At 67.2% G+C, this 13,681-nt stretch carries 9 protein-coding genes; 6 read left to right on the forward strand and 3 right to left on the reverse strand.

Features of this window, described 5'->3' with window-relative positions:
* The first annotated feature begins 12 nt into the window (after positions 1-12).
* Together moaD and moaE are read left to right on the forward strand one after the other, a co-directional pair.
* A complete protein-coding gene (gene moaD, locus dqs_RS08290) occupies positions 13-267 on the forward strand; it encodes a molybdopterin converting factor subunit 1 (protein ID WP_011765296.1) in 255 nt (84 codons plus the stop codon).
* A gap of 4 nt (positions 268-271) precedes the next feature.
* Entirely contained in the window at positions 272-742 is a 471-nt protein-coding gene (gene moaE, locus dqs_RS08295; protein ID WP_065340171.1) for a molybdopterin synthase catalytic subunit MoaE, read from the forward strand.
* Between the two features lie 66 nt (positions 743-808).
* Here the strand turns inward: moaE and dqs_RS08300 are convergent, their stop codons facing one another.
* Positions 809-1,312, reverse strand: a complete 504-nt coding sequence (locus tag dqs_RS08300) for a phasin family protein (protein WP_011765298.1) — start codon at positions 1,310-1,312, stop codon at positions 809-811.
* Positions 1,313-1,542: 230 nt separating this feature from the next.
* Here dqs_RS08300 and clpB point away from each other — a divergent pair, with 230 nt between their 5' ends.
* Positions 1,543-4,125, forward strand: coding sequence for an ATP-dependent chaperone ClpB (clpB, locus tag dqs_RS08305; protein ID WP_011765299.1), 2,583 nt, complete (start codon positions 1,543-1,545; stop codon positions 4,123-4,125).
* 46 nt (positions 4,126-4,171) lie between these two features.
* Here the strand turns inward: clpB and dqs_RS08310 are convergent, their stop codons facing one another.
* A complete protein-coding gene (locus tag dqs_RS08310; RefSeq protein ID WP_011765300.1) occupies positions 4,172-7,444 on the reverse strand; it encodes an EAL domain-containing protein in 3,273 nt (1,090 codons plus the stop codon).
* Between the two features lie 149 nt (positions 7,445-7,593).
* Between dqs_RS08310 and dqs_RS08315 the strand changes: the two genes are divergently transcribed.
* Positions 7,594-9,492: a SurA N-terminal domain-containing protein gene (locus tag dqs_RS08315; protein ID WP_065340172.1), complete on the forward strand. Its 1,899-nt coding sequence runs from the start codon at positions 7,594-7,596 to the stop codon at positions 9,490-9,492.
* 80 nt (positions 9,493-9,572) lie between these two features.
* On the opposite strand, the gene fabI is transcribed toward dqs_RS08315, so the two are convergent.
* Positions 9,573-10,364 (reverse strand): enoyl-ACP reductase FabI, encoded by a 792-nt coding sequence (gene fabI, locus dqs_RS08320; protein WP_011765302.1) that lies wholly within the window; start codon positions 10,362-10,364, stop codon positions 9,573-9,575.
* Positions 10,365-10,530: 166 nt separating this feature from the next.
* Between fabI and dqs_RS08325 the strand changes: the two genes are divergently transcribed.
* The gene (locus tag dqs_RS08325; RefSeq protein ID WP_065340173.1) at positions 10,531-11,439 is read left to right on the forward strand and encodes a bestrophin family protein; all 909 of its coding nucleotides are present in this window, start codon (positions 10,531-10,533) and stop codon (positions 11,437-11,439) included.
* 85 nt (positions 11,440-11,524) lie between these two features.
* Positions 11,525-13,681: an ABC transporter substrate-binding protein gene (locus tag dqs_RS08330; RefSeq protein ID WP_157108245.1), complete on the forward strand. Its 2,157-nt coding sequence runs from the start codon at positions 11,525-11,527 to the stop codon at positions 13,679-13,681.

The following is a 13,681-nucleotide window of genomic DNA, read 5'->3' on the forward strand; positions in this document are numbered from 1 at the left end:
CTATACTGAGCCATGAACGTCAAGATCCTGTTTTTTGCCAGCCTGCGTGAAGCGCTGGGAACCGCGTCCGAGTCCTATACGTTGCCGGCCGGCGGCCTCACCGTCGGCACCCTGCGGGCGGAACTGGCGCTACGCGGGGAGCGTTGGCAGGCACTGGCGCCCGGGCGCAATGTGCGCGCGGCGGTGAACCAGCGTATGGCCGGGCCGGAGGTGGAACTGCGCCCCGGCGATGAAGTGGCCTTTTTCCCGCCGGTTACCGGAGGCTGAAACGATGTCGATCAGCGTTCAGGAAGAGGATTTCGATGTCGGCGCCGAGATCGACGCGCTGACCGCGGGCAGGGTGGATGTCGGTGCGGTGGCGAGCTTCGTCGGCCTGGTTCGGGATGCGAACGAAGGCAGCGGTGTTTCGGCGATGACCCTGGAGCACTATCCGGGGATGACCGAGCAGGCACTCGCGGACATCGTCGCGGAGGCCGAGGCGCGCTGGAGGCTGAACGCGGTGCGCGTGATCCACCGCTACGGCCGGCTGGTGCCGGGCGACCGCATCGTGTTCGTCGCGGTGGCGGGGGCGCACCGTGGTGAAGCTTTCGCCGCCTGCGAGTTCATCATGGACTACCTGAAGACGCGGGCGCCGTTCTGGAAGCGCGAGGAAACGCCGCAGGGTGCGCGCTGGGTGGACGCGCGCGAGGGCGACGACGCCGCAGCCGCGCGCTGGGGCACAGGCGGCGAGGGCGGGCGCTAGGCGACCCGGCACGCAGCAATAAAAAACGGCGCCCGCGGGCGCCGTTTTTTTGTCGCCGAGGCGATCTTACTTGCGCGGGCGGGCTGCGCCGGTGAAGGCCTGGAAGGCTTCGGCCGAGGCGCGGGTGACCTGCTCGAAGGCGGCGCGGGTGGTGTCCATCGCCGTCTGGATCGCGCCCATCGCGTTCTGGTCGGTGATCGGCATGCCCTGGAACATCTTCTGCATCGCTTCGAACACGTCGGTGCTGCCGGTGGTCAGCTGTTCGCCGACCAGCTTGCCAACTTCGGCCTGGGCACGGGAGGTGAGTTCCGCGATCTCGCGAGCGCAGGACAGCATCTTCTCGGTGGTCGATTGGGCGAACTGGGTACGCAGTTCCAGCAGATCCTTGGGGTCCTTGGTGGAGGACAGGGCCTTGGCGTTCTCCACGCCTTCCTCGAACAAGGCCTTGGCGGTGGTGACCTGGATTTCCATGATGCGCTGCGAGTTCTCGATCGACAGCTGGGCCAGGCGCATCGCCGCTTCGAGGTTCTTCTTTTGCAGTTCGTTGAACTGATCCTGTTTGCTTGCCATGTGTTTTCCTCCGCGCGCGGTTGAATGTTGTAAGAGGCGCTCAAGACTCCGGCAGTTGCTGGTGTGGCCTTGAACCACGGTTTCTGCTCCCTCCGCCTCGCCGAGAACCATAACACAGGCATGGGGCAGCGGGGCAGCGCGAACCCGCGGCGCGGCCCGGCGATACCGCTTGATTTCGGCCGCGCCGGCCCCATATCCGTGCCAAGCCGCTCAGCATAAGGACGATCGTCATGCGTTTCGACAAGCTCACCACCAAATTCCAGCAAGCCCTCGCGGATGCCCAGAGCATCGCGGTGGGCAACGACCAGCAGTTCATCGAGCCGCAGCACCTGCTCGCGGCGATGCTCAACCAGGACGACGGCGGCACGGTGTCGCTGTTGCAGCGCGCCGGCGTCAATGTGCCGCCGCTGAAATCCGCGCTGCAGAAGGCGCTCGACCGCCTGCCCAAGGTGGAAGGCCATGGCGGCGAGGTGCAGGTCGGCCGCGACCTCACCAACCTGCTCAACCTCACCGACAAGGAAGCCCAGAAGCGCGGCGACCAGTTCATCGCCAGCGAGATGTTCCTGCTCGCGCTCGCCGACGACAAGGGCGAGACCGGCCGTCTGCTGAAGGAGCACGGCCTCACCCGCAAGGCGCTGGAGGCGGCCGTGGATGCGGTGCGCGGCGGCCAGAACGTGGGCAGCCAGGATGCCGAAGGCCAGCGCGAGGCGCTGAAGAAGTACTGCCTGGACCTCACCGAGCGCGCCCGCGCCGGCAAGCTCGACCCGGTGATCGGCCGTGACGACGAGATCCGCCGCGCGATCCAGATCCTGCAGCGCCGCACCAAGAACAACCCGGTGCTGATCGGCGAGCCGGGCGTGGGCAAGACCGCTATCGTCGAGGGCCTGGCGCAGCGCATCGTCAATGACGAGGTGCCGGAGACGCTCAAGGGCAAGAAGGTGCTGTCGCTCGACATGGCGGCGCTGCTGGCCGGCGCAAAGTACCGCGGCGAGTTCGAGGAGCGGCTGAAGGCGGTGCTGAAGGACATCGCCCAGGACGAGGGCCGCATCATCCTCTTCATCGACGAGATCCACACTATGGTGGGCGCCGGCAAGGCCGAAGGCGCGATGGACGCTGGCAACATGCTGAAGCCGGCGCTGGCGCGCGGCGAGCTGCACTGCATCGGCGCCACCACGCTGGACGAGTACCGCAAGTACATCGAGAAAGATGCCGCGCTCGAACGCCGCTTCCAGAAGGTGCTGGTGGACGAGCCGACGGTGGAGTCCACCATCGCCATCCTGCGCGGCCTGCAGGAGAAGTACGAGGTGCACCACGGCGTGGACATCACCGACCCGGCCATCGTCGCCGCGGCGGAACTCTCGCACCGCTACATCACCGACCGCTTCCTGCCGGACAAGGCGATCGACCTGATCGACGAGGCCGCGGCGCGCATCAAGATGGAGATCGACTCCAAGCCGGAGGTCATGGACAAGCTCGAACGCCGGCTGATCCAGCTCAAGATCGAGCAGGAGGCGGTCAAGCGCGAGACCGACGAGGCGTCGCAGCGACGTCTGCTGCTGATCCGCGACGAGATCGACAAGCTCGAACGCGAGTACGCCAACCTGGACGAGGTCTGGCGTTCGGAAAAGGCCAGCGTGCAGGGCAGCCAGCACATCAAGGAAGAGATCGAGAAGCTGCGCGCGCAGATGGCCGAGATGCAGCGCAAGGGCCAGTTCGACAAGCTCGCCGAGCTGCAGTACGGCAAGCTGCCGCAGCTGGAAGCCCAGCTGAAGGCGGCCGAAACCGCCGGCAGCGGCGAGCGCCAGTTCAAGCTCTTGCGCACCCAGGTGGGCGCCGAGGAAATCGCCGAGGTGGTGTCTCGCGCCACCGGCATTCCGGTGAGCAAGATGATGCAGGGCGAGCGCGACAAGCTCCTGAAGATGGAAGAGCGGCTGCACGGCCGCGTGGTGGGCCAGGACGAAGCGGTGCGGCTGGTGTCGGACGCCATCCGCCGCTCGCGCGCGGGGCTGGCCGACGAAAACCGGCCCTACGGCTCCTTCCTCTTCCTCGGCCCCACCGGCGTGGGCAAGACCGAGCTGTGCAAGACGCTGGCCGAATTCCTGTTCGATTCGGAAGAGCACCTGATCCGGATCGACATGAGCGAGTTCATGGAGAAGCACTCGGTCGCCCGCCTGATCGGCGCGCCCCCGGGCTATGTCGGCTACGAGGAAGGCGGCTACCTGACCGAGCAGGTGCGGCGCAAGCCCTACAGCGTCATCCTGTTCGACGAGGTCGAGAAGGCACATCCGGACGTGTTCAACGTGCTGCTGCAGGTGCTCGACGACGGCCGCATGACCGACGGCCAGGGCCGCACGGTGGACTTCAAGAACACCGTGATCGTGATGACCAGCAACCTCGGCAGCCAGATGATCCAGCAGATGTCGGGCGACGATTACCAGGTGATCAAGCTGGCGGTGATGGCCGAGGTGAAGACCTTCTTCCGCCCCGAGTTCATCAACCGCATCGACGAGGTGGTGGTGTTCCATGCGCTCGACGAGAAGAACATCGCCGGTATCGCGCGCATCCAGCTGAAGTACCTGGAGAAGCGCCTGGCCAAGCTCGACATGAGCATGGAGGTGAGCGACGCGGCGCTGGCCGAGATCGCCTCGGCCGGTTTCGATCCGGTGTTCGGCGCGCGGCCGCTGAAGCGTGCGATCCAGGAGCGCATCGAGAATCCGTTGGCGAAGGCGATTCTCGAAGGGCAGTTCGGCGCCAAGGACCGCATCCGGGTCGACGCCAGCGGCAGCAAGCTGAGCTTCAGCCGGGCTGACTGAGCACGGCGCATGTTGAAAGGGCGGCCCGCGGGCCGCCCTTGTCCGTTTACGCCTCTTCGGTGGCCTGCATCCAGGCTTCGAACGCGGCCACGTCGAGCGGGCGCGAGTACAGATAACCCTGCAGCGTGTGACAACCGCGCGCAACCAGGAAGTCGCGCTGGGCGACGGTCTCCACGCCTTCGGCGACGACTTCGAGGCCGAGGTCGCGCGCGAGCGACAGCGTCGCCGCCGTCACCGCCGCATCTTCCGGGTCGCCCGGCAGATCTTTCACGAAGGAGCGGTCGATCTTGAGCCGGCCGATCGGCAGCCGCTTGAGGTAGGCGAGACTGGAGTATCCGGTGCCGAAGTCGTCGAGCGCGAGCGAGAGGCCCATGTTGGCGAGTTCGCGCAGCCGGCGCGACAGCGCGTCGCTCGCATCCATCAGCGCGCTCTCGGTGATTTCCAGCTCGATGCGTTCCGGGTTGGCGCCGGTTTCCGCCAGCACCTGCACCACACTGTCGACGAAGTCGGCGCGGCGGAACTGGAGCGCGGAGATGTTGACCCCGACCATCAGGTGCAGCCCGCTGCGCGCCCATTTCACCTGCTGGCGACAGGCCTCGCGCAGCACCCATTCGCCCAGCGGCACGATCAGGCCCGAGTCCTCCGCGATCGGAATGAACTGGGCCGGCGGCACCAGGCCGAAGTCCGGATGCTGCCAGCGGACCAGCGCCTCGCAGCCGTTCGGTCGGTCGCTGGTGGCGGCCACCTGGGGCTGGTAGTGCAACGTCAGCTCGTTGCGCTCGATCGCGCGGCGCAGCGCGTTTTCGAGCAGCAACCGTTCGAGCGCCCGGGTGTTCATCTCGGGCACGAAGAACTGGAAGTTGTTGCGGCCGACTTCCTTGGCGCCGTACATCGCGGTGTCGGCGTGTTTGAGCAGCGTGTCCACATCGGTGCCGTCGCTGGGGAACAGCGAAATGCCGATGCTCACCGAAGGGGCGAGTTCGTGGTCGTCGATCACCACCGGTGTGGCGAGCGCATCCAGCATCTTGCGCGCCACCGCCGCGGCGTCCTCCGCGCGCGTTACGCGCGGCAGCAGGGCGACGAATTCGTCGCCGCCGAGGCGGGCGAAGCTGTCCTCCTCGCGCAGGCAATGAGCCAGGCGCTGCGCCACCGCCGCGAGCAGGCGGTCGCCCACTGGGTGGCCGAGCGAATCGTTCACCGTCTTGAAGTTGTCGAGATCGAGGAACAGCACCGCCAGGATGTGCTGGTGGCGCTGCGCCAGGCTGAGCGCGCTGCGCGCCTGGTTCATCCACGCGCTGCGGTTGGGCAGCCCGGTCAGCGAATCGTAATGGGCAAGGTACTGGATGTGCGCCTCGGCCTCGCGCGCGCTGGTCACGTCCTGCACCGTACCGCGGATGCGTTCCAGCACGCCGTCCTGCCACTCGCTCTCGATCTGGAACTGCACGATGCGGGTGGGACGGGCCTGGACGCGACAGTCCAGCGTGGCGTGGTCGGGGGCGCGCGCGACCTGTTCGAGGGCGCCAAGCAGGGCAGGGCGGTCGAGCGGGATCACCGCGTCCATCAGTTCTTCCATGGTGCCCAGCCGGCCTTCCGGGCGTTCCAGCACGCGGTGCAGCTCGGCCGAGCAGCGCACCTCGCACAACTCGTTGTCGGTTTCCCAGCTGCCCAGCCGGGCCACGCGCTGCGCTTGGGCGAGCGCGGCCTGCTGTTGGCGCAGCTTGCTGCCTGCGCTCGCCAGTTCGGTGGTGCGGCGCTCGATCAGGGCCGCGATGCGGCGCGTATTGCCGGTAGTGATGAGCAGGAACGCGCCGAGGATGCCGACCGACACCAGCCCGATCGCGATCGAACTCCACGCCGCCCAGCTGCGGATCGCGCCGAGGTATTCCGGCCCCGCGCGCTGCACGAGGCTCCACTGGCGGCCCGCGAACTGCAGCGCCGAGCGGCTGACCGGCAGGCCGCGCGCCCAGTCCGCTGAGTCGCATCCGACAGGCCCCGCGAGCCGGCGGTTGCCGACTGGCGCATCGAGGTCGGTGAGGCACAGCTCGATACCCGACGAGCGCGCGCCTTCCAGCGCCCCCGCGATCGCGTCGTCCATGCGGAACACGCCGGAGATCACGCCGCGCAGCCGCCGTTCGGCGGTGAAGTCGCTCTGGCGTTCGAACACGGCCAGATACACGATCACCCCGCGTTGATCGCCGCTTTCCTGCACCAGTCTTACGCCTTCGGTCGTCACCGGACGGCCCGTCTGGCGGGTCTCGCGGATCGCTTCGGCGGTGGCCGGCAACGACAAGGGGTTGAGGCCGACCACGCTGCGATTGGTGCGGAAGGGTTCGACGAAGATGATCGGCAGGTATTCGTCGGCCTCCGCCGCGGTGAAGGTGCGGCCGTCGGGCTGGCGGTCGCGGATGCGGAAGTCGGGTGTGTCGGATTCCCGCAGCGCTGCTTCGAACGCGTCGCGCTGGGCGTGGCTGACGAGCGGACTCCAGCCGAAGTTCTGGGTCCCCGGGTAGCGCTCGATCCATGGCATCACGAAGTCGCGGAAGTCGTTGCCGTTTACGTTTTCGCTGACGGTGATCAGACGCTCGATGGACTGCAGCATGTCCAGCTGCATGTCCAGGCGCTTGCGCACCTGGCTGGTGATGTGGTCGGCATCACGGCTGAACTGGGTTTCCACCCGCAGCGCTTCCCAGTTGCGGACCTGATGGAACGCAAATCCGAGCAGCACGATGGCGATGCCGAGGGGAATCGCGATGCCGAAGCGGCGCGCCCGCCAATCGGCCGCCGGGTGACCGAGAAACGCGAACATCAGCGGCGTCGCGACGACGACGCCGAGCGTGTCGCCCACCCACCAGTTCCACCAGTTGAATGTCGCGTCGCCGAAGGAGATGACGCCTGCCCCCATCAGCACCGGGATCGCGAAGGTGGGGCTGACGAGGCAGCTGAGCGGGGCGACGCCGAGCAGGAAGCGGATGATGGGGCGCGGCGCATCGAGCGGGTTGGGAAAGCCGATCAGGCGTTCGGCCAGCCATGCGCCCGCGCCTGCTTGCAGTACGGCGCCCAGCGGAACCAGTGCCGGGCCCCACCATACCGGCACCGCGACGGAGGACTGGAGCAGGGCCGGAATCTGTACGGCCAGCGAGCCGAGGAACACCGCGGGCAGGATACGCGGGCCGTAGATGATGCGCGCCGAAAGCGCAATGCCGGCCGCAGGGAAAAACGGCACGGCATAGCCCGGCGGAACCGCAAGCTGCAACGACAGCCACCCGACGACGGCGTAGCCGAGGGCGACCAGGGAAAAACGGAGGGGGTTAGAACGCATGGCGCGCAGTATAACGGCCCGCTTCGGGCGGCCCGTGTGCCGTCGGCCACGGATCGCGGCCAGCACACGCCGGATGCGCTACACTCCGGCCTCCGGCGCCGGCCCGTCCCGCCGTTCGTCGTATTCCCGCTGCTTATACGGAAATCAAGATGTTCGACGCTGTTCGCAACAACAAGCGGGTGGCCCAGATCATTCTGGCCCTGCTCATCATCCCCTTCGCATTCTTCGGCCTCGACGCCTATTTCAAGGACGGTCCCGGCGGTGGCGAAGTCGCCGTCGTCGATGGGGCGCCGATCACGGCGGCCGAGTTCGACCGCGCGCTGCGTGAGCGCCAGGATCGCCTGCGCAACGAAATGGGCGGTCCGGTGGATAGCGCCCTGCTCGAATCGCCGGCGCTGCGCCGCGCGGTGCTCGAAACCATGGTCAGCCAGCGTCTGCTCGCGCGCTATGCGGCGGACCGCCACATGGTGGTGACGCCGCAGCAACTGCAGGAGACGATTGCCGCGGTGGAGGCCTTCCACGAGAACGGCCAGTTCTCGCTGCAGCGCTATCAGGATGTGCTGCGCGCGCAGAACATGACGCCCGCGGGTTTCGAAGCCCGGCTGGCGCAGGATGTGCGCATCCAGCAACTGGCCGCGTCGATCGGCGAAGCGGCGTTTACCCCGGCCGCATCGGCCAAGCGCTTCCTGCTCGCGCAGCTCGAAGAGCGCGAGGTACGCGAATTGCGTTTCCCCGCCAGCCGCTACCTCGGCGAGGTCAAGCTGGCCGAGGGCGCGGCGCAGGCCTTCTACGACGCCAACGCAGCGCGCTTCGAGCAGCCGGCGCGGCTGAAGGCGGAATACGTGGTGCTGGACGAAGCCGCGCTGGCGAAGCAGGTCAAGGTTTCGGACGAGGAAGTCCGCGCGTTCTACGACGGCAATCCGGGCCGTTTCGGCCAGCCGGAAGAGCGTCGTGCGCGCCACATCCTGATCCAGGTGGATGCCGGCGCGCCTGAGGCAGAGGTGGCCAAGGCCAAGGCCGCGATCGACGAGATTGCCGCCACCCTCGCCAAGGATCCGGGCCGTTTCGAGGCGCTCGCCAAGGCGTCGTCGCAGGACTCGGGTTCGGCCGCGCGCGGCGGGGATCTCGGCTTCTTCGGCCGGGGCGCGATGGTCAAGCCGTTCGAGGACGCGGCCTTCGGTCAGGCCAAGGGCGTCGTCGGTCCGGTGGTGCGCTCCGATTTCGGTTTCCACATCATCCAGGTGACCGACATCAAGCCGGCGACCACGCGTTCGCTGGACAGCGTGCGCGGCGAGATCGTGGACGAACTGCGCAAGCAGGCGGCCGGGCGTCGTTTTGCCGAAGTCGCCAACGATTTCTCCAATATGGTCTACGAGCAGCCGGACAGCCTGAAGCCGGTGGCGGAGCAGTTCGGCCTCGAGGTGCGGACCAGCGACTGGGTGCAGCGCGGTGCCGACGCGGTGGGTAGCGTCAGCAGCAGCAAGCTGGTGGATGCGCTGTTTGCCGAAGACGCGAGCAAGAACGGCCGCAACACCCAGGCGATCGAACTGGGTCCGAACGCGCTGGCGGCAGGGCGGGTGGCGGCGTTCGAGCCGGCCCAGCGCCTGCCGTTCGATCAGGTCCGGGCCGAGATCGAGCAGCAATTGCGCAACGAAGAGGCCGCCAAGCTGGCCACCGAGCGTGGCAGCGCTGCGCTCGCCGCCCTGGAAAAGGGCGAGGCTGCGGGGGGCGGTGAGTTTTCGGCCGCGCGCAAGCTCCAGCGCGGCGCGCCGGCGCTGCCCGCCGCGGCGATGCAGGCCGTCTTCGCGGCCCCGTCCGGAAAGCTGCCGGCGCACGTCGGCGTTGCGCTGCCGGAAGGGGGCTACGCGGTTTATCGCATCGATGCGGTCAACCGCCCCGTGCTGGCGGATGATGATCCCCGCATCGCGGCCGTCGCCTCGCAGTATTCGCGCATGGTCGCGGAGCGCGATTTCGGCAGTTTCCTTGCCGGGCTGCGGGAGCGCTACAAGGTCGAGATCAAGCTGCCGGCCGCCCCGCCGCGCGAATAGCGGACAGTGGCAAAAAGAAAAACGCCCGGTCCAAGCCGGGCGTTTTTTCATGCGGCGGCGGTGTGCCGCGCGCGTCGGGTTCAGACCTGTTCGGAGTTGCCGAGCGCGGTGGTGTTGAATCCGGCATCGACGTACATGACTTCGCCGGTGATGCCGCTGGCCAGATCGGAGCACATGAACGCGGCGGCGTTGCCGACTTCGTCGATGGTGACGTTACGGCGCAGCGGCGCATTGCGCTCGTTGAACGCCAGCAGCTTGCCGAAGCTGCCGATGCCCGAGGCCGCCAGGGTCTTGATCGGACCCGCCGAGATCGCGTTGACGCGGGTGCCTTCGGGGCCCACGCAAACGGCCATGTAGCGCACCGAGGCTTCGAGGCTGGCCTTGGCCAGGCCCATGATGTTGTAGTTGGGCATGGTGCGCACCGCGCCGAGATACGACAGCGTCAGCAGCGCGCCATTGCGGCCCTTCATCAGCGGGCGGGCGGCCTTGGCCAGCGCCGGGAAGCTGTAGGCGCTGACTTCCTGCGAGATGCGGAACGCTTCACGCGAGAAACCGTCGAGGAAGTCGCCTTCGAGCGCGTCGCTCGGCGCGAAAGCGATGGAGTGCACCAGACCGTCGAGGCCATCCCATTTCTGGGCGAGCTGCTCGAAAAGGGCGTTGATCTCGGCGTCGTTCTGAACGTCACAGGCGTACAGCATGTCGCTGTCGAAGTCCGCGGCCATCTTCGCCACGCGCTCCTGGAACCGCTCGTTCTGGTAGGTGAACGCGAGTTGCGCGCCTTCGCGATGCATGGCTTTGGCAATGCCGTAGGCAATCGAGCGATTGCTGAGCAGACCGGTGATGAGGATGCGTTTGCCGGCGAGAAAGCCCATGTAGTACAGCTCCGAATGACAGAGCCAAGGATTATAGCCAAAACTGCCCTCTGCTTAGGGTTGTTGGCGGCCGCCCTGCGCGCGCCCGGCGGTCTGTGCGGCAGTGCAGCAAAAAAACTGACAGAATTCGGTTCCCGTCCATTTTCCTCGCCCTCCGGCGTCTCCCGTGATCGTCCGTCCCCGGCCACACTGGCTCAAGCTGCTCTTCGTCCGCCGCGGTTCCATCCTCAACCGCATCTTTCCGCAACTGCTGTTCACCACTGGCCTCGCCGCGGTCGTCGTGCTGGCGCATGGCCAGCTCTTTCACTGGAAGGTCACGCTTACCTCGGCGCCGTTCTCGCTGATGGGTGTGGCGCTGGCGATTTTTCTGGGTTTTCGCAACAACGCGAGCTACGACCGCTACTGGGAGGCGCGCAAGCTGTGGGGGCGTCTGCTGGTGGAGGCGCGCACGGTGTCGCGCCAGGCGCTGACCATGACGCGACGGCGCACCGATGCGCGTCCCTTCGTGCTCGGCGTCATCGCTTTTGCCCACGCGTTGCGCAACCAGTTGCGCGGACAGCCCTCGGCGCAGGGGCTGGACGGGTTGTTGCCGACCACGCTGCTGGCGCGGATCGGCCAGGCCCGGTTTCCCTGCGCCCTGATCCTGCTGTGGCTGGCCGAATGGCTGCGCGAGCGGCGGGATGCCGGTGAACTCGACGTGGTGCTGCAGCAGCGCATGGACGTGCACGTGTCCGGGCTATCAGAAGTGCTGGGCGGCTGCGAGCGCATCGCGGGCACGCCCTTGCCATTCACCTATTCGGTCATCCTGCACCGTACGGTGTACCTGTACTGCATGATGCTGCCCTTCGGCCTGGTGGATGCGATCGGCATGATGACGCCGGTGGTCGTGCTGTTCGTTTCCTACACCTTCTTCGCGCTCGAAGCGCTGAGCGACGAGATCGAGGAACCCTTTGGTCTCGCGCCCAACGACCTCGCGCTCGACGCCATGGCCGCCGGCATCGAGGCCAGCCTGCGCGAGATGCTGGGCGAGAAGCCGTTGCCGGCGCCGGTGGCCACGGATTACATACTGACTTGAGCGCCCGGCCCGCATACACTCGCGGGCGATGAGCCGCTCCGTGTCCTTTCCGTTTCGCCATATCGTGGCCGCCTGTGCGGCCGCGATGCTGATGGGCGCCTGCGGCCCGCTGTGGAACGACCCTTATCCCGCGGCCGAACGCGGTCAGAACATTCTGTACAGCGCCTTCAGCCAGCGCCCTAAGCACCTCGACCCCGTGCAGTCCTATGCCGAGGACGAGGCGGTGTTCGTCTATCAGATCTACGAGCCGCCGCTGCAGTACCACTACCTGAAACGGCCCTACACGCTGGAGCCGGGCTCCGCGGCCGGAATGCCTGCGCTGCGCCGCTATGACGCCGCGGGCCGCGAACTGCCCGCGGATGCGGACCCGGCGAAGGTGGCGACCAGCGTTTATGAGATCAGCGTGCGTCCCGGCATCCTGTTCCAGCCACACCCGGCCTTCGCCCGCGACGACAGCGGAAATCCGCGCTACCTCGACCTTTCCCCCGCCGCGTTGGCCGGCATCGACGGCATCGGCGATTTCGAGCACACCGGCACGCGCGAGCTGGAGGCGGCGGATTTCGTCCACCAGATCAAGCGGCTTGCCCACCCGCGCCTGCATTCGCCGATCTTCGAGCTGATCGCGGAATACCTGCCCGGGCTGAAGACGCTGCAGCAACAGCTTGCGGACGAGCTGAAGCGGAACCCCGGGCCGCTGGACCTCACCCGCTTCGAACTGCCCGGCGTCCAGGTGGTGGACCGGCACACGTATCGCATCACGCTCCGCGGCGCCTATCCGCAGTTCGTGTACTGGCTCTCGATGCCCTTCTTCGCTCCGGTGCCGCCCGAGGCGGACCGCTTCTACGACCAGCCGGGGATGGCGGAGCGCAACCTCACGCTGGACTGGTGGCCGATCGGCACCGGGCCCTACATGATGGTCGAGAACGATCCCAACAACCGCATGGAACTCGTGCGCAACCCCAACTTCCGGGGCGGGCGTTATCCCTGCGAAGGCGAAGCGGCCGATGCCGCCGAGGGCTTGCTTGCCGATTGCGGCAAGCCGATCCCGTTCATCGACCGTGCCGTGTTTTCGCGCGAACGCGAAGGCATTCCCTACTGGAACAAGTTCCTGCAAGGCTATTACGACGCCTCGGGCGTGTCGTCCGACAACTTCGACCAGGCGGTGACGATGACCAGCCAGGGCGAGGTTTCGCTGTCGGACGAGATGAGCGAGCGCGGCATCCGCCTGCTGACCTCGGTGTCGCCGTCGATCTTCTACCTGGGCTTCAACATGCTCGACCCCGTGGTCGGCATGCCCGAAGGCGCTTCGGCCGCCGCGCGCGAGCGCGCCCGCAAGCTGCGGCAGGCGGTGTCGGTGGCGCTGGATATGGAAGAGTTCGTCTCCATCTTCCTCAACGGCCGCGGCATCCCGGCGATGAGCCCGATTCCGCCCGACGTGTTCGGTGCGCGTGACGGCGAGGCCGGCATCAACCCGGTGGTCTACGAATGGCGCGACGGGCGCGCGGTGCGGCGCAAGCTCGAGCGCGCGCGCCAGTTGCTGGCCGAGGCCGGCTACCCCAACGGACGGGACGCAAAGACCGGCGAACCGCTGATCCTGAATCTCGACACCACGCCGGGCGGCTTGGGCGACAAGGCGCGGTCGGACTGGCTGGCAAAGCAGTTTCGCGAACTGGGCGTGCAGTTCGTGGTGCGCCCCACCGACTGGAACCGCTTCCAGGACAAGATCCGGCTGGGTAATGCGCAACTGTTCTTCTTCGGCTGGAACGCCGATTACCCCGATCCGGAGAACATGCTCTTCCTGCTCCACGGCCCGCAGGGCAAGGTGAAGTTCCAGGGGCAGAACGCCTCCAACTATGCCAACGCGGAGTTCGACCAGTTGTTCGAGCGGATGAAGATGCTGCCCGACGGACCCCGCCGGCAGGCGGTGATCGACCGCATGGTGGGCCTGGTTCAGCAGGACGCTCCCTGGCTGTTCGGCTTCCATCCCAAGTCCTACTCGTTGCAGCACGGCTGGCTTTACAACCGCAAGCCGGGCAGCATCGTGCGCAACGGGCTCAAGTACCAGCGCATCGACGTCGCCCAGCGCGAGGCAGCGCGGGCCGAGTGGAACCGCCCGGTGCTGTGGCCCTTGCTGGTGGTGGCGCTCGTATTGGCCGCTGCGGTAGCGCCCGCGCTGCTGCACTGGCGACGGCACGAGCGCGGCACCGCGCGTACCGCAACGGCCGGATCAGAGGCGCGCTGA

The organism is Azoarcus olearius (genome assembly GCF_001682385.1).
GTDB classification, from domain to species: Bacteria; Pseudomonadota; Gammaproteobacteria; order Burkholderiales; family Rhodocyclaceae; genus Azoarcus; species Azoarcus olearius.